We start from the raw sequence: 20,640 nt of genomic DNA, 5'->3' as shown, positions 1-20,640 counted from the left end.
ACAGACAATATACCCTCCAACTGCTGGGCGATTTGAAAAATGAAAATCAGTCGCTTTCTGTTTTTTTTAATATCGCTAATCCTATTAGCTGCTGGAACATTTTGGTATGCACGGAAATTCGGCTTGCCGCTCCTTGAGCTGATGCAATGGATCCAAAACTTAGGAGAAGGCCATTACGAACAACCAAAAAATGAGAATAACGGCTCTTTGATTACCAATAAAAAAGGTAAGGTCAAGAGAAAATTCCAACTTTATAAAGACTTGGTCGCTACGCTGGAACAATTGACCACAACATTGAAACTTCATCAGCACCAGCAGAAAACACTGGAATGTACACGCGAGGATTGGATTAGCGGACTGTCGCACGATTTGAAAACACCGCTGTCGTCAATTTCAGGCTATGCCCAGATGCTCGAGTCATCCAGTTACGATTGGTCAGCACAAGAAACCCGAGAATTTGCTTCCATCATGAACAAGAAATCCTCTTATATGATGGAGTTGCTGGAAGAGTTGACTTTAACGTTTCGGTTAAAAAATCAAGCGCAGCCTTTGGCCAAAGAGCATGCAGACATCAATGAATTTATCCGTCGTATTGTCATTCAGTTTATCAATGATCCGTCGAACACAGAAATGAAGTTTTCATTTGTGCCGGCTCCGCAAAGCATTCACGCCCATATTGACCCGATATGGTTTCAGCGCATCATTGAAAACTTAATTTCGAATGCAGTAAAATACAATTCAGCAGGAACGGAAATCAAAATTTCTGTCTCAGCTATTGAACAGCATTTGTTTGTAGTGGTTATTGAAGATGACGGTATAGGGATGGAAACGGATGTACTGGATAAACTTTTCGATCGCTATTACCGCGGCACAAATACCCATACCACGCCGACAGGAACAGGACTTGGACTGGCAATTACTAAACAGCTGATCCAGCTTCATGACGGGTCGATTCATGTAGAAAGTATGCCTGAAAAAGGCACTTCGGTGAGAATTATAGTTCCGGTTTAAAGAAACGGTGTATTTAAAAAAAAGTTCGTAAACGTGTACTTTTACGAACGGTTATTCTGGATATTCAAAAACATCGAGCTAGAAGTTATTAAAGTATTTCTATGTTCTTTGAATCAAAGCAACCCACTATTTACTAAATTTTTTTGATTTACTTTTTGCTTTTTAATCTATGGAATAATATTGATTTTAAAAAAAGAAATTGTAATGACAGAATACAACTAAACTTTGTGACAAGATGGTGAAGCAGGAAATTATAGTACCCCAAGAGAATTAAGTAGATACTGAACTTACTAAACAAAATGAAGTTGGTGAATTATGGAACTAAAAGGTAAAGTTAAAAAGTTTATTGATAACCAGTACAAAACTCCAAAGGGCTTAGTCGGTACTTATATCGGCGAGAAGATGGTATGGCAACATAAACCTGAAACACTTTGGACAATTGAATTGTTAAACCTACAACCAGGGGAAAGTGTATTGGAACTCGGATGTGGTTCTGGTTACGCAATGAAACTTATTTTAGAAAAAAATGTGGTTAAAGAAGTAGTAGGTTTGGATCTTTCTCCTGCAGTTATTCGGTCAGCTGCGATTAGAAACAAAAAAGCACTAAAACATAAAAAAGCGAAATTGATGCAAGGAGATCTGAAAAGTTTGCCTTGTGAAGACGAACAATTTGAAAAAGTATTTAGCATTCATACCATATATTTTTGGGATGAATTATCTGCCGCAATAACAGAAATTTTTAGAGTCTTAAAACCTGGGGGTGATTGCACAATTACGTTCTGTAATGGCAAGAACGAGGAAAAGTGGGAAGGGATAAATAGTATGATAGACGATCAGTTGATTCCGCTTATGAAGGGCAAGGGTTTTTCTGATGTAGCATTAGTAAAAGGTCCTGATTCAAGGGAATTTCATACGGTAGCAGTTTCTGGTAAAAAGAAGCTCTAACCCAGATATCAGCTTATTCACTAATAGCATCAGAGGGGATTATGCTTTCTTGGAGCAATTAACATTTCCAATTAGTTAAATATCAGCACTTATCAGCAATATTCCTGATGAAATGAATGCACCTCCCAACAATTCAGATAGCAAAGAAAAACTGGAGGCATGAAGGGAAGAAGTCAAAGAATGACTGTTGTATGGGGAAGTGAAATTAGCTTCCATCGATCCGAATCATAAGGTGGAACACGGCGGATTTGGCTGGCTTAATGCGAAAGAATGGCACAAACTGGTTGACATGCATTTCCGGCATCATTTGCGCCAAAAAGAAGAATTGGAAAGTTATTTGAAGGAGGGTATTTAGTAAAATGATTGTGCAGCCAATTTTTATTGAAAACTGATATTATGGGCTTTGACTTTAGCCAACTGTTAAAAAAGTTTGAGAATAGTGGAAAGCAAAATATAAAACAAGGGAGGTTTTCAGATGAAGTACTTGTGCTTGGGTTACTTCAATAAGGAGAAGATGGATGTGCTGCCTAAGGAAAAATTTGATGCTATCATGCAAGAGTGCCGAGTTTATCTCAAGGAATTAGACAAAAGTGGTCATGTGCTGGTAGATGCTGGTGTTGCACAAGAAGTGAAAAGCTTGCGACTGGTTGATGGACAGTTACAAGTTGACAATGGCCGCTTCACCCAGATGGAAAAGATGATTGGCAGTGCGTTCATATTACAAGCTCGGGACATTGAGGAAGCAATCCAAGTGGCTTCTTTGCATCCGACCGTTCAAGTCGGTCATGGAGAACAGCTGGGGTGGGAAATTGAAATCCGCGCAATCGACTCCTTCGAAATGAAAGAATAAAGGGATTGCAGCTGCGATCCCTTTATTCATCTTCACTATCTTCGGAGTCTGTTTTACTTTAAATCAAAAATGCCTTTCCCCGTTTCAAAATCTATCGGCAAAGAGGAATGTTCGTGCACAATCACCCATGTGCCCTTTGCTTTTTTCAGTCCATAGGTAAACCGGTTGGTCATCTGCTGAAGCTGCATGCCCGATTCTTCTTGGATTCCGGTAAATGTAACTGCACAATGTACAAATGCTAAGGTTGAAGTCTCTTCAATGACAACATCGTTAAAAGCAACTTCAAGGAGAACGCTTCCTTCACGCAAGCCATTGAACCAATCGGATACATTCGCCTTCCATGAAGGAATTCCTTTGCTTTCCCAGCTCCCCCAACAGTCATAAATGTGGATTTCAGAAGCATACAGGGACAATAATTTCTCGACATCTTTTTCATAAATTGCGGTTCTGTAAGTTTCAAGAACATCGTGTACTTTAGAAAAATTTTGCACCACTAATGTATTCCCCTTTCCTGCCTTCGAAACAAAAGTATACGTCTCAGCTCTTTAAGTTCTCTAGTCTAAATTCGAGGTCTGTCACGTTTTTCCTTCTTCAAAGATGCCGATTTATCTCTTTAATATAGGGAGCGCTGAACAGGTGGCAACTTTCTAAACAGAAGGTGAAGTATTTTATTATGATTTCTTTAAAGAAGTGGGATTTCTTAAACGTACAGAAATAAAGCGTTGGATGTTTAATAAGTTAACATATGAGGGATTATCAGAAGTAAAATAAACAGCTGGATTAATTAAAAGAATCCAATCAGACAACTGGGTTTGTATTGTGTGAAAAGATAAAGGCAATGGATCCATTGGCCAGAGCTGCAAGATTAACAGACCAGGCCGATCAAGAGTTGATTGAAGAATGCAAGGCTATTATCGATGCCATTACTTTTATAGGGTAAAGAAAGTAAGACCAATCATCATGATTGGTCTTTTTGAGTACTGAAATTCATTTTTGTTTGTGAAATGAAAGTGTTCTTTTACGAAAGGATGGGACTGTATCCAATTTTTTCTACTGGCTTACATGAAATAGTATTTAGGTCACTGGTTTATACTATTACTATCAGTACTTCCATTATGAGTTAAAGAAGTGTAAAAAGGGGGAACTAGAGGATGTCCAATCACAAAGATGAAGAAAAATTGACAGGTGGAAATGTTTCGAATGTATATCGCTTGGGGAACACAGTACGTCGAGATTTAAAGCCGGAAAGTTATAGAATTCATGGGCTCTTGAAGCATTTAGAAAATAAACGCTATCCTCATGCACCCCGATTTTTAGGAATAGATAAAGACAGAAGAGAAATACTAACATATGTGGAAGGGGAAGCTGGCAATTACCCAATTAAGGAATACATGTGGTCGAACAATGCTCTAAAAGAAATAGCGAAAATGCTTCGTCTTTACCACGATGCTGTAAGCGATTTTTCATTTGATGAAACCTGGCAATCGTTAGATAATGCGCCAGCAAATCATGAAGTGTTATGCCATAATGATTTTGCTATATACAACATTATTTTTAAAGATAAGAATCCAGTAGCTATTATTGATTTCGATAATGTTGGTCCCGGCCCTAGACTTTGGGACATAGCTTATACACTTTACACGTGTGTTCCATTAAGTAGATATAATTTAACAAAAACTGCTGAGGAAATAGTTTATTATGATTCTGTTCAAGATGCAGATCGTATAAAACAGCGGGTTAAGTTATTTTTTGAAGCTTACGGCGAGGCAGTAGCAGAAAATTATTTGGAAATGGTCGTGCTGCGACTAGAAGGTTTATGCAAAACGATAGTAAGAAAAGCAAGTGAAGGGGATTTGGCTTTTCAAAAAATGATCACTGAAGGCCATGTTGAACATTATCAAAACGAAGTGAAATTTATTCTGGAACATGCTCATGAATGGACTTAGGGAAGATTGTGAAGGCTCTTTCTTATTTTACATATCAAGAGTTATCGGAAGGGAAGGAGCATAATAGCTTCTTTCCAATTCTGTTTTCTGTATAAGTGTACTTTTACGAACGCTCTATATGAATCCGTCCTAATAAGTGATTAAAAAGTTGTTCGAATTCCAAAGTTTGGATTGCCTTATTAAAGCAAAGAGACTTATATTCCAACAGTACTTTGGCCCATTCTCTTTGTAACATATTTAGTTGAGGAAACTCCATCTTTCAAAGAAATCTTAAATATAGAGGTGGTGGAGATAATCAGGTCTCTGTATTCATCTCATCTTTAAACTAGAAGAACCGGATTTCTTTAACGGAATCCGGTTCTTCTAGTTTATAACTTTTTAAATGTCGTAGGTGACACCACTTATCCATTTTACAAACTCAGGGTCTCGATGAGAGAAAAACACGCTGTCTTTTGTGTCTAAAGCAGCAATTTGGTCCATGTCCGCTTGATCCAACTTGAAGTCAAAGATATTGAAGTTTTCGATCATTCGTTCCTTGCGGACAGATTTCGGTATGGCTACAACTCCCCGCTGCGTTAACCAACGCAGAATAACCTGGGCAACTGATTTATTATATTTTTCACCTATGACAGCTAAAGTCTCATTTTGGAACATGTCATTTCTTCCTTCCGCGAAAGGTCCCCATGACTCGATTTGAACGCCATTCTCTTTCATCCAGTTTGCACTTTCAATCTGCTGGCAGAAGGGATGGGTTTCGATTTGGTTTACAGCCGGAGTTACTTTTTGGTGTACCAAGAAATCGCTGACACGGTCCGGCTGAAAATTGCTTACGCCTATCGCCCGGATTTTTCCTTCTTCATACAATTCTTCCATGGCACGCCAAGAACCACAGACATCACCATAAGGCTGATGGATTAAATAAAGATCCAGGTAGTCCAGTTTAAGCCGTTCTAACGATTTAGCGAATGCCTTCTTGGTTTTGTCATAGCCTGCATCCTGAATCCAAAGTTTCGTTGTGACAAAAATTTCTTTTCTCGGCACTCCGCTGCGTTTGATGGCCCGGCCGACAGCTTCTTCATTCACATAAGCAGCCGCTGTATCAATCAACCGGTACCCGGCCATAAGAGCATCGTAAACGGCTTTCTCACATTCTGTTTCGTCTACTATTTGGTAAACCCCAAAGCCCAGAATAGGCATCTCCACACCATTGTTCAATTTTACATTTTGCATATTGATTCCTCCTAATTCAAGTCTGTCCAAGCAGTCTCATTTAAATTCGGTTTATGGTTTAATGAGAATTTACAATTTCAACTCTTTGGATTAATATTAGCCTAACAGCTTCGTGTAACACGAACGCAAGAGTTTTTGATTGAAAATTATAAAATACTGGGAGTGGTCTATATGTATACAGTTAAAGAAGTGTCCAAACTACTGGGCTTGACCAATCATGCTGTCCGTTTCTACACAGATAAGGGGCTGGTTCCCACTTTGCAGCGCGATAAAAACAATAATCGGCTCTTTGATGATGAAGCTATCAACTGGCTGACAGGTGTGAAACACTTGAAACAATCGGGTATGTCAGTGGAAGACATCAAACGTTATGTAGATTTATGTTTAGAGGGCCGATCAACGATGCAAGAACGCTATGAAATTATCATGAAACAGCAGGAGATAGCACTTTCCCAGTTGGAAGAAGCCGAACAGAGAGCCGAATATATGAAAAATAAGGCAAGCCACTATCTTAAAATCATCAACGGGAATATACCTGATGACACGAATCCGGGAGATTGGGAGCCCGTAAATAACGAGAGCGCTTTAACCGAACAAACCGGCTGATTCAGCTTAAATAGAGAATTACCCGTCGCGAGGCTAAAAGTAGCTTCACTAATACCAGGAGAGAGAAGATGCTGATTGCAGCACATCTTCTTTCTCTTTTTTTCTGTAAAAGTATAATATTAGGAATCGAAATTCTTCCTTCAATAGCATATGCTCAAAACACATAGTTGTTTATTTGATATAGGCATTAGTTATTTGATTTCAAGCACTTTATGATGTTAATAAAACTACTATAAAGTTTTGGATAACTAACCAATATTCAGTGTTTGTATAAATGGAAATGAGAATATCTGCAATCTCATAAAGAAAGGAGCCATGGGCATGAAAAAAAGAGTTTTACTGTTATTCATATTCATAATTGCATTCGGTCTGAGTGCCTGTTCTTCCAGCGAAATAGATGAGCAGAATGGAGAAGAGCCAAGTAGCGAGATGAACGAAGAAAGGGATGAAGCTAATATGGAAAGTCTATTAACTTTAGAATTACAGATAGGCGGCGAAGTATTCACAGCACGACTTTACGAAAACGACACAACGCAGGCAATGGTTGAATTGCTTCCGTTAACCATCGATATGGAAGATCTTCATAGTAATGAAAAGTTCTATTATCTTTCTCACAGTCTTCCGACAGATTCTGAGAGCCCGGGGGTTATTAATGCGGGAGACATCATGCTGTACGGGGACGATTGCCTGGTGTTTTTTTATGAAAACCTCACTACTTCCCATAACTATACCCGTCTCGGCTATATCGAAGATGTAGAAAGATTTACCCAAGTTATCGGGGAAAGTGATGTCACAGTCGAACTTGATTTAGCTCGAAATGATAAGTAATGATGAATAAGATTGTATGTATTTGTTGAATTAGCGTGTGGCCGCACTGTGTCTTCAATTAAAAAAGCATCAAGTCTTAGACTCGATGCTTTTTTATCGCTTATCAAACCAGTCAAAATTGATGCGAAGCTATTCCGTGATTTTCTTTACTGCCTTTGCCGGAACTCCTGCCACCACTGTGTCTGAAGGAACATCTTTCGTGACTACTGCACCTGCAGCAACAACAGCGTTGTCGCCGATTGTGACGCCGGGAAGGATGGTAGCGTTCGAACCAATCCATACATTTTCGCCCAGGACTACAGGAGAGGGAGTGGTGGTGCCTCTCGTTTCGAGCGGCAAGCCATGATTCAAGGTAGCGATCGCGACATTCATGCCGATCAATGAGCCATTGCCGATGCTGATGCCGCCCCGGTCCTGAAACGAGCAACCGGTGTTAATGAAAACATTTTTGCCGATCGTTATATTTTTGCCAAAATCGGTATAGAAGGGAGGCAAACATAAAAACGAAGCGTCGACATGTGTACCTGTCAGTTCAGAAAACAGCGCCACGATTTCTTCTTGTGTGTGGAACGTTGCGTTCAGTTCCATCATCTTCTTCTGGGCTTGAAAACTGCTTTGTACCAATAAACCGTGCAATTCCTTATCCGCACTTGAAATGGGGTTGCCTGCTCTGCAAAAATCGATAAACTCCTGCATTTCCATAAAAAAAAAACCACCTATCATTTGTAAAATGTATTTTATACTTCTTGGGCTGTCGGACGAATGATCATATCACTGACCGAAACGCGATCCGGTGTATCAATGACATAAGCGACCGCCTGGGCAATATCTTCTGCGGCAAGTCCCCACTCGGATTGAGCTTGATGAAGCGCCGCCGATGCTTCTTTATCATTGATTGTTTTATACAATTCGGTCTGGACAGCTCCAGGGGAGATAATTGTTGACTTGATGTTATTTTCCCGCTGCTCCTGTCTCAATCCTTCCATTATGGCCCGTACAGCAAATTTAGTTCCGCAGTAAACAGCTGAATTCGGATAGACAACATGTCCCGCCACAGAATCAGTGGAGATGATATGACCGGATTTTTGTTCGACCATCTTTGGCAACGCCGCTGCAATGCCATTCAGCACACCCATCACATTGATATCCATCATGTTTCTCCACTCGTCGCGTCTCGTTTCAGCTAAAGGGGCGGTAGGCATAATCCCGGCATTATTGAACAACACATCCAATTGACCGTACTCGGCAATCGCCAAATCGATGACTTGCTGCACTTCTTCATGATTTGAAACATCTGCTTTTCTGTAAACAATTTGGGCTTCCGGAAGAGATTCTTTGATTTCTTTCAACCGATCTTCCCTGCGCGCAGCCAATACCAATTTGGCGCCTTTTTCGGCTAAAATTCTAGCAGTTGCTTCTCCAATGCCACTGGATGCTCCCATGATGACGATGACTTTCCCTTCGATTGCCATTTGAAATTCCTCCTAAAATGATTTTATCTATTCGAGTTCATCATAAAGTGATACCATTCAGATATCCAATACCTATATCAAATAACCTACTATGCTTTTAGTGCATAGAGGGAAGGGGACTAATATGGAACTTCGCGTATTGCGCTATTTTATTGCGGTAGCAAATGAACAAAATATTTCGGCTGCCGCAAAACAGCTGCACCTATCCCAACCGACTTTATCGAGGCAATTGAAAGACTTGGAAGTGGAGCTCGGAACTACCCTGTTTGAAAGGGGAAATCGAAAGATCACGTTAACGGAGGAAGGGATGTTCCTATTCAACAAAGCGAAGGAAATTGTGGAGTTAACCGAGAAAACCGAAGCCAATTTGAAAGGGACGAAAGAAGAGATTGGCGGGGAAGTTTACATTGGCGGCGGAGAAACGGAAGCCATGCAATTCATTGCAAAAACAATTAAAGAATTGCTCAAGAGCCAATCAAGCATCCGTTTCCATCTTTATAGCGGAAATGCAGATGATATCACCGAGAAACTGGATAATGGCCTGCTGGATTTCGGGATTGTCATCGAACCGATGGACAAACAGAAATACGATTATATAAAGCTGCCGGCGACAGATCTGTGGGGTGTCTTGATGCGACAGGACGATCCACTCGCACAAAAGCCGTTTATTCAACCGGAGGATTTGATGGATAAACCCTTATTGATTTCACGTCAGACAGCGGTCAGCAACGAAATGACAGGCTGGTTCGGGAAAGATATTGACGACCTCCATGTTGTTGGAACCTATAACCTGATTTACAACGCGGCCTTGATGGTGGAGGAAAACATTGGCTATGCGCTCTGCCTGGATAAGTTGGTTAACACAACCGGAGACAGCAAGCTCCGTTTTGTCCCATTGCTTCCGAAACTAGAGGCTAACTTAAACGTCATTTGGAAAAAGCACCAGGTGTTTTCGAGTGCTGCCAATCTGTTTTTAGAGCAACTTCGAAATAATATAAAAAAATCCGACTCATTTAATTGAAGAAAAGTTTCGATTGACTAATAATCAAATGCATAATTCATTGTATATGATTGTTCAAGTTTCGGAACACATTAACTCCTAGTTTACATATCATGGAGTTATCAGAAGTAATAGGTAGAATTTAACGAATCAAATTCAATAGTAGAGGCGATTCTGAAATTTCAACTATTTACAGTTAACGGAATCATTGGTACGATTAGTGAAATTTAGTAATTGAAAAGCGCTGAAGAGAAAAGTAGCTAAGAATCGATGATTCACAGAGAGTTCCGTTCGGCTGAAAAGGAGCAATAATCGACTTAGCGAATAAAGTCTCCGAGCTTCTTGCCAAGCTAATCTTGTGATTGGGGATAGCAAGACGGATTCCCTCGTTACTGGGATAGGGTATGTCAGTACCCGATGAGATTGGCGGCAGCAATGCGTCAACAAACTAAGGTGGTACCACGAAACTCAACTTTCGTCCTTAAGATTTAGTTCTTAAGGGTGGAAGTTTTTTTATTGGCATCGATTCAGTTTTTCTTAAAAATAGTGATGTAGCTAAAAATGGAGCAAGGAGCTGGTGGAGTGGAGAGCATGGAGACGGTACGGAAATTTTATGATGAGACAGTGGACTACGAATGGAATAGACTCGATCGGCACAAAGTCGAATTCGAACTAACGAAACGCTTCCTTAAGCGTTATATCCAACCAATGGATAAGGTGTTGGATCTCGGTGGCGGTCCGGGGAAATATGCGCTGCACCTCTCTGAGTTGGGCTGTGATGTGACTTTGGCCGATCTTTCGGCAAATAATGTAGCGTTTGGGCTGGATAAAGCTAAAGAGCTTGGCCTGCCATTGCAGGGCATGTGTGTTGATAGCCGAGATTTATCGCGCATTGGCGACGCTCAATTTGACCATGTACTGTGTATGGGGCCAATGTATCATCTAGCCGATGAACAGGATCGGATTCTAACCATAACGGAATGCTTGAGAGTATTGAAACCTGGAGGAACCCTTTTTGTCGCCTTCGTATCTTCTTATTCGTTTGTGTGGGATTATCTTGTCCAGAATCCCCAGTTTATCTTGGAGGAAGAACGGGAAGCCCAATTAGAAGTGATGCTCAAGGACGTAAATTTCGCGGGACAAGGCTTCACGGATAATTTCTTTATGCGCCCCAAAGAGGTGCTGCCTTTTTTTGAAGGATTTGATCTTGAAAAGCTTCATGTCCTGAATTGTGAAGGTTTTCTCTATTTGCGGGAAGCTGAACTCCTGAAACAGCCTCCAGAAGTTGTTGCAGCTTGGCTCGATCTGGCTGAGCAAGTATGCGAACGGGAAGATTTGTTGAGTATGGCAGAACATATCATGTACATCGGGAAGAAGTTGTGAAAAACCGTCATGATGCCATGTGCAGTGACGGTTTAATTTTGATGCCTAGTTAACATATGAGGCTTATCAGAAGTAGTAATTATTCTATTAGTAAAACACAAAGGGAAAAGCAGTGCTGATTAGCAAGGCTTTTCCACTTTTGTCTGTTTAAGTGTACTATTACGAACGCTGTTATTCTTGATAGGCATAGTTAAGAATAAATTTAAAACTTTAACAAAAGAGCGCAATTCCATTTGGAATCGTGCTCTTTTGTTAGCTTATAGGATTTTTTGCTACAGGTTTTGGATAACCAAACCTCATTTCAAAATCACCGATCAGGAGATGCGTGTACCATTGGTGATTGGCTCATCGGGCTTTAACAAAATGACGTCGCCCTCTTCCGGTACACCACCTATTACCAATACCTCCGATTTAAATCCGGCTACACGCATAGGAGGGAGATTCACGACCCCAACCACCTGACGTCCACAAAGGTGTTCAGGAGAATACCGTCGGGTAATTTGGGCGGAAGAATGTTTGATGCCGATCTCTTCGCCAAAATCAATTTGCAGTTTGATCGCCGGTTTTCTTGCTTCAAGAAAAGGGGCAGCGTCAATTATCGTCCCAACACGCATATCCAATTTAAAGAAATCCTCAATTTTTGTCATAGAAAACGAACAACCTCCTATCATTTTTAATCCCTCTCATTTCTGAATCACCTCAAGTGCCTGTTGGCCATTGGTGTTTTTGGACGACCAGATCAACAGGCCGATGCCAACAAGCAAGAGGGAAATTCCAAACCATGAAAAGGTGTTTAAGCGCTCTCCTACTACAAAAACGCCCAATAAGGCTGCGGTTAATGGTTCTGCCAGCGAAAGGGTAACGGCGGTTGATGAAGAAACACGGGAAAGACCTTTGGCAAATAGGAAATAGGCAATCCCGGTGGCAACAATCCCAAGGTGAATGCTTATTCCCGCACCACGCACACTCGTGATCCAAGACATATCAAAGACAAAGAGCAGTGGAGATAACAGCAGTGCACTGAGCGTGAAAACCACAGCTACTACGGATAACGGAGAATAGGCTTCAACCAATTCTCTGCTTACCAGCGTGTAACCGGCAAACGAGATCCCAGCCCCCAAAGCCAGTACGATGCCCACGGGATTGATATAGACCGATTCCTGATTCATCAACAACAGCAGACAACCTAAGATGGAGAGAAAAGTGGAAACCCACCAAATGGCAGTAGGTCTTTTTTTTAGAAAAACCCATTCAATGAAGCCGGAGAAAATCGGTGCGCTTCCGATGGTGACCACGGTTCCGATGGCCACCCCTGTCATAAGGACAGCCGAAAAGAACAACGGTTGATACAACGCCATGCTCAAAGAAGCCAGTATCGTCGTCTTGATCGGCCAATTCTTGAAATTCAATTTTCCTGCTACTAGAACAATAACTAATAAGAATAGACCGCCTACTGCCAAACGCATAGCCCCAATTGCAACCGGGTGTGCTGTTTCTGGCGCAAGCGCCTGCGTTGTTCCTGTAGTTCCCCAAAGCATGGCAGCCAGTAAAATCATAATGATTGAAGAATTCCCCTTCATTTGCTCACCTCACTCTAAAGATAAAAGGACATTAAACTCATTTTAGAAAAATTCCTAAGAATTTTCTTTGCCGAGTTTAATGTCCTTTTTATCCATTATTAAGAATGCGGTACTTCTGTGGCGCTACTCCTTCGCTATTTCCGAACCATCTGGTAAACGAGGAAGAATTCTCAAAGCCCAATTCTTCACTGATTTTTGACATGGACCAGCTGGTGGATACCAGGAGGTTTTTTGCTTCCTGCATCCGCAGTTCGGCTATATAATGTTTCACGCTTTTTCCTGTTCTTTTCTTGAACCAGGCTGAATAATAGACAGGGTGATAATGTTCGATCGCCGCTAAAGTCTCCAACTTGATAGATTCTTTGAAATGGTTATGGATATAGTCAATCGATGCCGGATTTGAGGTTTGGAGTTTCCCGACAACATAACGGACTAAATTCACCAAGGAAGAAGGGGTATCCGAATTCTTTGCCTCTTCCAGCAACAAATAACGGATAGCCGACCACTGATTATCCAAATGGATATACATATTTTCTGTATGCTCAGGCAAGTAATGTGTTGGAATGTCCAAAATCAAAAATTCATTCCGATCTCGGGACCGGTAGTCATGTCCTAAGTGAGGGGGCAGGTAGAAACAATAATCCGTATTCAGATTGATCTCTTGCCCTTCTGTCTTGATATCCAAAGAACCCTCCAAGGGAAAAAGAAACTGTCCGTACTCATGCTGATGCGTAGCGAACTGTCTCGTGTACGTTCTTTTTTCACATAGTACACGGTCTAACAAATTCATTTTTCTCCTCCTAATCTTATAGTGTGAAATCGGATTAACGAGAGGTATTAATCTTTTCTTTTTAATTAATAAGAGATTACCATATAAAGCAGGAGAAAGTGAGATTATTGAATTCATCTAAACCTGAAACGTTCTTAGCGCGTATAGAAATAGAAATTGTTTCTTAGAAATGAATTAAATAATGCGAATCTCATTCGTTTTACAATTTTCCAAATACCAGTTTACATATCATCAGAAGCTTATTGAATACGTAGAGAGAAGAGGCGAATACTAGCGCAGGTCCTGCTAAAGAAGATACCAAACCGGAATTATTTTTCATAAAACGTTTTATAACAACATAAGAGTTACTAGTAAAACCGCGGTCATTTAGGCCGGTATCTGCTATAATTTATATAAAATCTGCACTTTTAATAAATTGAAATTTGGTGAGTCTGATGAAAGAAAAAGATAGACGAAGCAGTGATAACACTGCTTTAAAAAAGACCTTATTGCTATATAAAGAAGAAGCAAAGGAAGACCGTTTACCACAGCAGGCCTATATGATTATTAAAAAAGCGATTCGGAATCTGCAGCTTCAACCTAATGAAGCTTTTTTGGAACGTGAAATCATCGAGATGCTAGAAATGAGCCGCACGCCTGTTCGTGAAGCATTAATCCGATTGGAGATGGATCGCTGGATTCGGTTAATTCCAAGAAAAGGGTTGAGTGTTGAACCAATCATAAAAGAAAATATTGAGCAAATTTGTCAAATAGCTGAAGCTCTTGATGGAGTAGCTGCTGAGTTAGCCACATTAAATATTGACGAAGAGCATCTCGGAATTCTGGATTCCCTTATTACGCTTCAAGAAAAACATCTGACTAAAAACAATTTAAAGGCCTATACAGATGTAGATGATCAATTTCATAATTTAATCGTTGAGTATTCCCAGAATGAACGGCTGCAAAATATAATACATAGTCATTCTGATCAATTATATCGAGCTAGATTGTTTACCATTAATCAGCGAGAGCTTCCTATTCGGTCCATTATGGAACATCGGGCGATAGTGGCTGCAATGCGCGCTCAAGACAGCAAAGCAGCTCAACTCCTCATGTATTCCCACAGGCATCGTGGAGGAAAAGAAATCTTAGAGATTATCGAAAGTAAGCCAACAAATGCCACGAATAAGATGAAAAAATAATGTCAGACGTTTCTTAAACAAGAAGCGTCTTTTTTATATGAGTATTATTTAAAAAATTTATTAAATGAATATTTACGTTATTTTTATTAATTAAAGTATTTAAATTGACATTAATGAATTTATTGATTACTCTTTAAGAAGATAATAACTACTAAATGGGAGGTTTAAGGATGAAAATAATCGATATCAAAGAAAAAGCAGTACCTATTAAATCGAGTATAAGCAATGCTTATATTGATTTTTCTAAAATGACTGTTTCTGTCGTAGCAATCATCACAGATGTATTTAAAAACGGCAAAAGGGTTATAGGATATGGCTTCAATTCAAATGGCCGGTATGCTCCAAGCGGACTGCTTCATGAACGGTTTATCCCTCGTTTATTAGAAGCGGAAACAAACGATATTCTAAACGATGAGGGGTCCAATTTTGATCCTCATAAAATCTGGGATATCTTGATGACAGGCGAAAAACCAGGCGGCCACGGGGAACGGTCGGTGGCGGTGGGAACTCTTGATATGGCAATTTGGGACGCCGTTGCAAAAATAGAAGAGAAGCCGCTTTATCAACTGCTGGCTGAACGTTATGGGGATGGAAAGCCGGACGATAAAGTATTTGTTTATGCGGCAGGCGGCTATTACCAGCCAGGAAAAGACGATAAAATGCTCCAAGAAGAAATGAAAGGCTATCTGGACCTAGGATATTCAGTGGTGAAAATGAAAATTGGAAACGGTTTAGAAGAAGACCTTCGAAGAATTGAAGCTGTACTAAAAGTGGTGCCATCTGGCCAATCTTTGGCGGTAGATGTAAATGGCCGATTTGATCTGGAGACAGCGATCCGATATGCAGAAAAGTTAGAGCCCTATAATTTGTTTTGGTATGAAGAAGTAGGAGATCCGTTGGATTATGAGCTTCAGGCGGAGCTTTCCAAGCATTATAAAAATCCGATGGCAACTGGAGAAAACCTCTTTTCTATGCAGGATGCCAGAAACCTCATTCGATACGGGGGCATGAGGCCAGATCGGGATTATCTGCAATTTGACTGTGCATTAAGTTATGGACTTGTGGAGTATATGAGAATATTGGATATGTTAAAGGAACACGGATGGTCTTCTCGCCGTTGCATTCCACATGGTGGGCATCAATTGTCGCTGAATATTGCAGCAGGATTGGGTCTAGGAGGCAATGAGTCTTATCCGGGAATTTTTGAACCATTCGGAGGATTTGCCGATGATATTCCGGTTGTAGATGGCTATGTGGGTTTGCCTGACGTTCCAGGAATAGGTTTTGAAACAAAAGCACCGTTAATTAAATTGCTTCGTTCGGTGGCTGAATAATACATGACAAAAACAATGGATTTTTAAAATGAGCCCTAATTTTTGAACAATTTAAGAAGAAAGGACACTCAAGTCTTTATTCCAATACGATGACACTGATAATGTGGGTTTACCACTGTAACAGTGTCATCTTTTTTAGTTTCACTGCTTTCGTATTACAAGAAGCTGTCATGATTAATTCATACCGGACAATATTCTTCTTGTGATGGGCGTATTTTAAAGATTGAACTTAAATACTTCATTATCAGCATTGAATATAAAAATTTATAGGTCAACACCTTCTATTTTGGATTAAGTAGTTAACATATGAGGGATTATCGGCAGGGAAGAGACTTAATAGAATGTCTCTTCCTTTTTTCGTTCATGTAAGTGTACTTTTACTGACGCTTTTCTAAAGAAATCGGATTTCAGAAGCCCATTTATATTCGAGCAGAATGGATATTATTGGTATAATGAGAGAAGTGAGTAAATCCACTACTTGAAAAGGGTTGGGTCATCTATGGAAATATTTTTAAATTTATTACGAGAAGTCGATGCAGAAGCGTTATTTAAGTTTGAGTCTGAAAATCGGTGGTTTTTTGAAAAGATGGTTCCAAGTCGAGGAGACGATTACTACACTTTCAAAGCATTTATAAGAAGACATCAAGAATTGCTGAAAGAACAAGAGAAGGGACTTTCTTATTTTTATCTGATCACAAATGATGCTGGAGAAATTGTAGGAAGAGTCAACTTGGTTGATATTGATAAGAAAGATAATATAGCAGACATTGGATTTAGAGTAGGAGCAACATATGTGGGACAGGGAATTGGGAATCAGGCATTAAAACTACTATTAAAAGCTAATTTAAGTATGAGACAAATACGTGGGAAGACTATGACTGTTAACCACGCATCGCAAAAGGTGTTAGAAAGAAATGGGTTTAAGAAAATTGGGATGGGCGAAGAAGAATTCGAAATGAACGGGGAAATGATGACGTTGGTACATTATCTGTGGGAAAATGAAAAAACTCCTTTGTAAAAAAGAATTAATCAAGTTTATTGCTACTCAATTCATGAAAAAGTAAGAAAGAAAACCAGTCTTACGTTACAACCGTATTCGACCTTGCTTATTACAAGATTAAGACTGGTATAAGGCTAAGAATTTCGCATTGGTGAATGTAACAAAAGTGCAGATAAGTTACATTCAAGTATATCGAGCTAACAAATCAAGGGAGGAAAGATTGATGGAGAATGGATGGGCTGCTTTTTTGGATATATTGAATTTGGATCCCGCATTCCGATTGAGAGCCAAATTAGAAGTATCCCTTACGACCGAGCTTGAACTGCCAGAAGAACCTTTCATCGAAATGTTAGTAGAATTGGTTAAAGAGCTGTATGAAGAGGAAGAATCATTTCAGATCGGTTGGTTTAAAAGAACGAAAGATAATCCGGATGCTTCTAACCTTGTTAGCAAAGAAGTGAAATTTAAGGATCGAAAAATCATCAGAAATTTATGGGGAAGATTTGCCGGAGAGTACTTTGTATTCTTGCCAAATTCTTTCGATACCACCAGTTTATCGGCAGGAGATGTAGAAGAAACAATAGGCCTGATTTTTAGTCAGCGAAAATCGCTTTTAATGAAAACGCCTGATGGATACGAAATTTTATATTTATACATGGTCGAATGAGTGAGTGCAATCAGAGTGTTTTAAGATGTCTGTTCAGATAAATGAATGTAACTTATTGTGAATTAAGTAACATTTAAAACCCGTGATGGTAACTATAAAAGCAGATGGAAATATTGTAAATGCGCTGCCTAATTCCTGAATTGAAGGGACATGATCTTGATGTATTTGAAAGAAGAAACGCTTTTCAGCAGTACCCAGTGGCCTATTATTGATGCCGATTGTAAAAAAGACCACGTCATCGTTCTTTTGAAAGGTAAGGGTGAAAATATGGTCCAGTTAGACGGCGAAACAATTTTTACTGGCCCAACTGGATTCCATAAAATTCGTTTTACAAAAGAGCATTTTTGTCTCTTGAACCACACGACCTTATCTTTTTATACCCTGATAGGGAAATTTGTTTTTGAATGCGAAGTCGGCACCGATGTCTTTGAATTATTCCCTTATCGACAAGGCGTGCTGTGTAGTTATGGCGATGAGGGGGTATTTGGAGAAAAAATTGGGAAAAACAGACTCAATTATGCTGCGCCTTTTCAGCAGCCAGAATCCTACTACGACATCGCTATCCAGAACCAGCTTTTATATGAGTCTCTTTTTGCTCGTTATAAGCCATATGCCTGCCTGGGTTTTAGTATGGATACCAATGAGCTGTTCTTCTTAGACGCGCAGCTAAAAAAAGAAAGAACAATGGACGTTCCTTTTGATACAGGCAATGTCATCGCGTTTAACCTTACCTATCATTTCGGGGTGTTTCTTGAAGAAAATAAGCTGTGGTTATGGGAATTTGAAACAACGGGACAGGTTTCGGAATATCCTGGAGCGTTCGCCTATACTACCAGAGCGATTTTTTCTCACCATGAGTATTTATTTCTGGTTGTTTCGGAACATGAAGTACAGGTTTACAAACCAATCGTGAACCGTTAGTTATAAAGTCAAATACCCGAAAAAAATTGGATAGAATTATAAATCGGAGTTTGAATATAACTTATTAGCAATTAAGTTACATTAGAAGTACTTGATTTATCTTAATTCTAATAACATAGGAAAAAGGAAAGTATTGAAAATTTAAGCTATATAGCTGGTTAGCAACCAGCCGTGATCATGATGATTATTGAAATTGACGGTTACTTCAACCAAGCCTTATTGACCGGTAAAAAATGTTCCAAGCAGCAATTGAGGCAGATGTATCGACAAGCAGACCAATTAACTTCTGAGACTCGTGACTTTGCCAATGTGTTTTGCCGGCTTCATAACTTTGATCAACTTCCGTATTCAGAGGATATAGAAGTCGATTTTGTCTTGGATACGGATACCGGCAGAATCTACTCTCCGAGTTACTGACCTTTAAGAACCATTTTTCGAGACTTTTTGTTAAATGTGAATGTAACTTAATACTAAGGAAGATACATTCAAAAATCTGTATCTCATCATCTTTCCGACGAAAACAGAGGAAAACTACATTTGCAAGAAAAAATGATACATTCAAAAATTACTCCTTAATGAGTGCAGTTTATCTATCATGATGATTCATTCGATATCCAGGGGGAGAAACTGAAATTCACCAAGATGTTCTTAATTTAGAGACATACCTATCCATGATGGATAATGGAATAGCACGATTTAAGGTGTGCAGATTACGGGAAAATAAGTGACTTTGAAATTCGGCAGAACTGCTAAACCAATATCTAAGATGAATGAGAACGAGCCAGTTTCAGGTCATTCACGATATCTAATACATACAAGTGTCTGAAAATAAATAATGGGGTGATCATATGAAGAAGATTTTATTTGTCCTTTGTCTGGTTTTGGTATTGATAGCCAGTGTATTTTACAGCCAATCCGGCAAAGCTACTGATGTGCAAGTGAATTTGGGAGAGTCTGTGAAGTTTTCCAATGAGGAGTTAACTAACGCGGCAATAGCTGTAAAGAAAGAGGTCAGGAATTTTAAGGGAGTGGAACTTAAAGAGTTATGGTTTACGGAAGAAGAATCAGACAGAGTGGTTAAAGATTATATGAAGTATGGCCATGGTTCATCAAACGGAATAAAGAAAGAAAATGTAATCGTTCTGGCATCTAATCTTAAGACAGATGCTAAAGGCGGCGACAGCGGCTTTGAGCCTGATTTTTTGTACACCGATTGGAACTGGATTCTAATTAGGGATGATCGTTCCGGCAAGTGGCGCGTCGATGACTGGGGAAACTGAATGGAATTTGAAAAAGCTCAAACTTCTGATTGGAAATTGAGCTAAGTCTGTAGACAAATTCATTTTAAATGAGTTTTTCTACTGCCTCAGTCCCTCATTAAAAAAATCATTCATTAAAGGCTACCCGATAAATTTTAAAAACCTAATCTCAATAGGATATAGGTTTACATATCATAGCGTTATAGGAAGGGATGAAGCAGAACTTTGGTTTCTTTCTTTCCTTTTGTTCGTATAAGTGTACTTTTATAAATGGCAATATTTAATTAACAATATTTAGAATAAACTGGATAAATCTTGCGAGAGATGATACGCTTACTTTAGATATTCCGAAAACTGAATATAAAAACACTAGGGGAGTCTTTTAAGACTGAGATGGAGCAATCCGGACCCTTTGAACCTGATCTAGTTGAAACTAGCGTAGGGAAGTGGTTGCTATATATTTTATCTATTCCTAAAATATAACCAAAACCACTCCATCGCTGGAGTGGTTTTTTATTTGGTAGTTATTTTTATATGCACTAGAAATGGAGGGAAGGAGAAAATAGATGAAAACTAAAAAGTTGCATATTATTTCAACATGTTTTTGGCAAGTAAAAAATGCAGTGAATGGCAGTTA

Annotated in this window: 23 protein-coding genes, 1 riboswitch and 1 other annotated feature; of the genes, 16 read left to right on the top strand and 7 right to left on the bottom strand. The window is 39.5% G+C overall.

All coding sequences use genetic code 11. The annotated features are described in order from the left end of the window. Positions 1-39: 39 nt before the first annotated feature. The 4 genes from GJB59_RS19105 to GJB59_RS05570 all read left to right on the top strand — a co-directional run bounded on the left by GJB59_RS19105 (position 40) and on the right by GJB59_RS05570 (position 2,806). Positions 40-1,011 (top strand): sensor histidine kinase, encoded by a 972-nt coding sequence (locus tag GJB59_RS19105; RefSeq protein ID WP_236015445.1) that lies wholly within the window; start codon positions 40-42, stop codon positions 1,009-1,011. Positions 1,012-1,326: 315 nt separating this feature from the next. Then, a complete protein-coding gene (locus GJB59_RS05580) occupies positions 1,327-1,956 on the top strand; it encodes a class I SAM-dependent methyltransferase (protein WP_142827980.1) in 630 nt (209 codons plus the stop codon). A gap of 199 nt (positions 1,957-2,155) precedes the next feature. Continuing rightward, positions 2,156-2,311, top strand: a complete 156-nt coding sequence (locus GJB59_RS05575; protein WP_185960044.1) for a hypothetical protein — start codon at positions 2,156-2,158, stop codon at positions 2,309-2,311. Between the two features lie 120 nt (positions 2,312-2,431). Then, positions 2,432-2,806 (top strand): YciI family protein, encoded by a 375-nt coding sequence (locus GJB59_RS05570; protein WP_142827982.1) that lies wholly within the window; start codon positions 2,432-2,434, stop codon positions 2,804-2,806. Positions 2,807-2,859: 53 nt separating this feature from the next. Here GJB59_RS05570 and GJB59_RS05565 read toward each other — a convergent pair whose 3' ends face one another. After that, a complete protein-coding gene (locus tag GJB59_RS05565) occupies positions 2,860-3,300 on the bottom strand; it encodes a YybH family protein (RefSeq protein ID WP_142827984.1) in 441 nt (146 codons plus the stop codon). Between the two features lie 657 nt (positions 3,301-3,957). Here GJB59_RS05565 and GJB59_RS05560 point away from each other — a divergent pair. Next, entirely contained in the window at positions 3,958-4,752 is a 795-nt protein-coding gene (locus tag GJB59_RS05560; RefSeq protein WP_142827985.1) for a phosphotransferase, read from the top strand. Between the two features lie 378 nt (positions 4,753-5,130). On the opposite strand, the gene GJB59_RS05555 is transcribed toward GJB59_RS05560, so the two are convergent. Next, the gene (locus GJB59_RS05555) at positions 5,131-5,982 is read right to left on the bottom strand and encodes an aldo/keto reductase (protein WP_142827987.1); all 852 of its coding nucleotides are present in this window, start codon (positions 5,980-5,982) and stop codon (positions 5,131-5,133) included. 171 nt (positions 5,983-6,153) lie between these two features. On the opposite strand from GJB59_RS05555, the gene GJB59_RS05550 reads away from it, so the two are divergent. Both GJB59_RS05550 and GJB59_RS05545 read left to right on the top strand, forming a co-directional pair. Continuing rightward, on the top strand, positions 6,154-6,588 hold the full coding sequence (locus GJB59_RS05550) for a MerR family transcriptional regulator (protein WP_142827989.1): 435 nt from the start codon (positions 6,154-6,156) through the stop codon (positions 6,586-6,588). A 321-nt stretch (positions 6,589-6,909) separates the two neighbouring features. Beyond that, positions 6,910-7,416, top strand: coding sequence for a cyclophilin-like fold protein (locus GJB59_RS05545; protein ID WP_203583265.1), 507 nt, complete (start codon positions 6,910-6,912; stop codon positions 7,414-7,416). A gap of 129 nt (positions 7,417-7,545) precedes the next feature. Here the strand turns inward: GJB59_RS05545 and GJB59_RS05540 are convergent, their stop codons facing one another. Together GJB59_RS05540 and GJB59_RS05535 are read right to left on the bottom strand one after the other, a co-directional pair. Continuing rightward, a complete protein-coding gene (locus tag GJB59_RS05540; RefSeq protein WP_142827991.1) occupies positions 7,546-8,118 on the bottom strand; it encodes a DapH/DapD/GlmU-related protein in 573 nt (190 codons plus the stop codon). Positions 8,119-8,153: 35 nt separating this feature from the next. After that, a complete protein-coding gene (locus GJB59_RS05535) occupies positions 8,154-8,888 on the bottom strand; it encodes an SDR family oxidoreductase (RefSeq protein ID WP_142827993.1) in 735 nt (244 codons plus the stop codon). Between the two features lie 124 nt (positions 8,889-9,012). Here GJB59_RS05535 and GJB59_RS05530 point away from each other — a divergent pair, with 124 nt between their 5' ends. Together GJB59_RS05530 and GJB59_RS05525 are read left to right on the top strand one after the other, a co-directional pair. Further along, positions 9,013-9,909: a LysR family transcriptional regulator gene (locus tag GJB59_RS05530; protein WP_142827995.1), complete on the top strand. Its 897-nt coding sequence runs from the start codon at positions 9,013-9,015 to the stop codon at positions 9,907-9,909. Between the two features lie 214 nt (positions 9,910-10,123). Then, positions 10,124-10,374 (top strand) — a binding site (T-box leader). Between the two features lie 105 nt (positions 10,375-10,479). Beyond that, positions 10,480-11,271, top strand: coding sequence for a class I SAM-dependent methyltransferase (locus GJB59_RS05525; RefSeq protein WP_185960045.1), 792 nt, complete (start codon positions 10,480-10,482; stop codon positions 11,269-11,271). A gap of 314 nt (positions 11,272-11,585) precedes the next feature. On the opposite strand, the gene csaA is transcribed toward GJB59_RS05525, so the two are convergent. From csaA to GJB59_RS05510, 3 genes are all read right to left on the bottom strand, one after another. Continuing rightward, a complete protein-coding gene (gene csaA / locus GJB59_RS05520; RefSeq protein WP_142828036.1) occupies positions 11,586-11,918 on the bottom strand; it encodes a chaperone CsaA in 333 nt (110 codons plus the stop codon). A 36-nt stretch (positions 11,919-11,954) separates the two neighbouring features. After that, positions 11,955-12,851, bottom strand: a complete 897-nt coding sequence (locus GJB59_RS05515) for an EamA family transporter (RefSeq protein WP_142827999.1) — start codon at positions 12,849-12,851, stop codon at positions 11,955-11,957. Positions 12,852-12,939: 88 nt separating this feature from the next. Then, the gene (locus GJB59_RS05510; RefSeq protein WP_142828000.1) at positions 12,940-13,641 is read right to left on the bottom strand and encodes a helix-turn-helix transcriptional regulator; all 702 of its coding nucleotides are present in this window, start codon (positions 13,639-13,641) and stop codon (positions 12,940-12,942) included. A gap of 434 nt (positions 13,642-14,075) precedes the next feature. Here GJB59_RS05510 and GJB59_RS05505 point away from each other — a divergent pair, with 434 nt between their 5' ends. The 7 genes from GJB59_RS05505 to GJB59_RS05475 all read left to right on the top strand — a co-directional run bounded on the left by GJB59_RS05505 (position 14,076) and on the right by GJB59_RS05475 (position 20,024). Next, positions 14,076-14,822 carry a GntR family transcriptional regulator gene (locus tag GJB59_RS05505; RefSeq protein WP_142828002.1) on the top strand — a complete coding sequence of 249 codons (747 nt, stop codon included), beginning with the start codon at positions 14,076-14,078 and terminating at the stop codon, positions 14,820-14,822. A gap of 170 nt (positions 14,823-14,992) precedes the next feature. Next, on the top strand, positions 14,993-16,156 hold the full coding sequence (locus GJB59_RS05500) for a mandelate racemase/muconate lactonizing enzyme family protein (protein WP_142828004.1): 1,164 nt from the start codon (positions 14,993-14,995) through the stop codon (positions 16,154-16,156). A 499-nt stretch (positions 16,157-16,655) separates the two neighbouring features. Next, on the top strand, positions 16,656-17,174 hold the full coding sequence (locus GJB59_RS05495) for a GNAT family N-acetyltransferase (protein ID WP_142828006.1): 519 nt from the start codon (positions 16,656-16,658) through the stop codon (positions 17,172-17,174). Positions 17,175-17,379: 205 nt separating this feature from the next. Beyond that, on the top strand, positions 17,380-17,823 hold the full coding sequence (locus tag GJB59_RS05490; RefSeq protein WP_142828007.1) for a hypothetical protein: 444 nt from the start codon (positions 17,380-17,382) through the stop codon (positions 17,821-17,823). 159 nt (positions 17,824-17,982) lie between these two features. Then, positions 17,983-18,744, top strand: coding sequence for a hypothetical protein (locus tag GJB59_RS05485; RefSeq protein WP_142828009.1), 762 nt, complete (start codon positions 17,983-17,985; stop codon positions 18,742-18,744). A gap of 180 nt (positions 18,745-18,924) precedes the next feature. Continuing rightward, entirely contained in the window at positions 18,925-19,161 is a 237-nt protein-coding gene (locus GJB59_RS05480) for a hypothetical protein (protein WP_142828011.1), read from the top strand. Positions 19,162-19,592: 431 nt separating this feature from the next. Continuing rightward, positions 19,593-20,024: a DUF4829 domain-containing protein gene (locus GJB59_RS05475; protein WP_142828013.1), complete on the top strand. Its 432-nt coding sequence runs from the start codon at positions 19,593-19,595 to the stop codon at positions 20,022-20,024. A gap of 340 nt (positions 20,025-20,364) precedes the next feature. Beyond that, positions 20,365-20,465, top strand: a riboswitch (TPP riboswitch). Positions 20,466-20,640: the final 175 nt, after the last annotated feature.

The organism is Planococcus soli (assembly GCF_016881065.1).
Taxonomy (GTDB): domain Bacteria; phylum Bacillota; class Bacilli; order Bacillales_A; family Planococcaceae; genus Planococcus; species Planococcus soli.
Note: the sequence above shows the minus strand (reverse complement) of the source record. Positions and strands in the feature narration are given on the sequence as shown.

What these genes read in the sequence shown, in the direction of transcription:
- GJB59_RS05525 (WP_185960045.1), top strand. Translation starts at nt 10,480, where the DNA reads ATGGAGACGGTACGGAAATTTTATGATGAGACAGTGGACTACGAATGG.
- GJB59_RS05485 (WP_142828009.1), top strand. Translation starts at nt 17,983, where the DNA reads ATGTATTTGAAAGAAGAAACGCTTTTCAGCAGTACCCAGTGGCCTATT.
- GJB59_RS05505 (WP_142828002.1), top strand. Translation starts at nt 14,076, where the DNA reads ATGAAAGAAAAAGATAGACGAAGCAGTGATAACACTGCTTTAAAAAAG.
- GJB59_RS05545 (WP_203583265.1), top strand. Translation starts at nt 6,910, where the DNA reads ATGAAAAAAAGAGTTTTACTGTTATTCATATTCATAATTGCATTCGGT.
- GJB59_RS05555 (WP_142827987.1), bottom strand. Translation starts at nt 5,982, where the DNA reads ATGCAAAATGTAAAATTGAACAATGGTGTGGAGATGCCTATTCTGGGC.
- GJB59_RS05530 (WP_142827995.1), top strand. Translation starts at nt 9,013, where the DNA reads ATGGAACTTCGCGTATTGCGCTATTTTATTGCGGTAGCAAATGAACAA.
- GJB59_RS05495 (WP_142828006.1), top strand. Translation starts at nt 16,656, where the DNA reads ATGGAAATATTTTTAAATTTATTACGAGAAGTCGATGCAGAAGCGTTA.
- GJB59_RS05490 (WP_142828007.1), top strand. Translation starts at nt 17,380, where the DNA reads ATGGAGAATGGATGGGCTGCTTTTTTGGATATATTGAATTTGGATCCC.
- GJB59_RS05515 (WP_142827999.1), bottom strand. Translation starts at nt 12,851, where the DNA reads ATGAAGGGGAATTCTTCAATCATTATGATTTTACTGGCTGCCATGCTT.
- GJB59_RS05540 (WP_142827991.1), bottom strand. Translation starts at nt 8,118, where the DNA reads ATGGAAATGCAGGAGTTTATCGATTTTTGCAGAGCAGGCAACCCCATT.
- GJB59_RS05500 (WP_142828004.1), top strand. Translation starts at nt 14,993, where the DNA reads ATGAAAATAATCGATATCAAAGAAAAAGCAGTACCTATTAAATCGAGT.
- GJB59_RS05535 (WP_142827993.1), bottom strand. Translation starts at nt 8,888, where the DNA reads ATGGCAATCGAAGGGAAAGTCATCGTCATCATGGGAGCATCCAGTGGC.
- GJB59_RS19105 (WP_236015445.1), top strand. Translation starts at nt 40, where the DNA reads ATGAAAATCAGTCGCTTTCTGTTTTTTTTAATATCGCTAATCCTATTA.
- GJB59_RS05475 (WP_142828013.1), top strand. Translation starts at nt 19,593, where the DNA reads ATGAAGAAGATTTTATTTGTCCTTTGTCTGGTTTTGGTATTGATAGCC.
- GJB59_RS05580 (WP_142827980.1), top strand. Translation starts at nt 1,327, where the DNA reads ATGGAACTAAAAGGTAAAGTTAAAAAGTTTATTGATAACCAGTACAAA.
- csaA (WP_142828036.1), bottom strand. Translation starts at nt 11,918, where the DNA reads ATGACAAAAATTGAGGATTTCTTTAAATTGGATATGCGTGTTGGGACG.
- GJB59_RS05550 (WP_142827989.1), top strand. Translation starts at nt 6,154, where the DNA reads ATGTATACAGTTAAAGAAGTGTCCAAACTACTGGGCTTGACCAATCAT.
- GJB59_RS05560 (WP_142827985.1), top strand. Translation starts at nt 3,958, where the DNA reads ATGTCCAATCACAAAGATGAAGAAAAATTGACAGGTGGAAATGTTTCG.
- GJB59_RS05570 (WP_142827982.1), top strand. Translation starts at nt 2,432, where the DNA reads ATGAAGTACTTGTGCTTGGGTTACTTCAATAAGGAGAAGATGGATGTG.
- GJB59_RS05480 (WP_142828011.1), top strand. Translation starts at nt 18,925, where the DNA reads ATGATTATTGAAATTGACGGTTACTTCAACCAAGCCTTATTGACCGGT.
- GJB59_RS05510 (WP_142828000.1), bottom strand. Translation starts at nt 13,641, where the DNA reads ATGAATTTGTTAGACCGTGTACTATGTGAAAAAAGAACGTACACGAGA.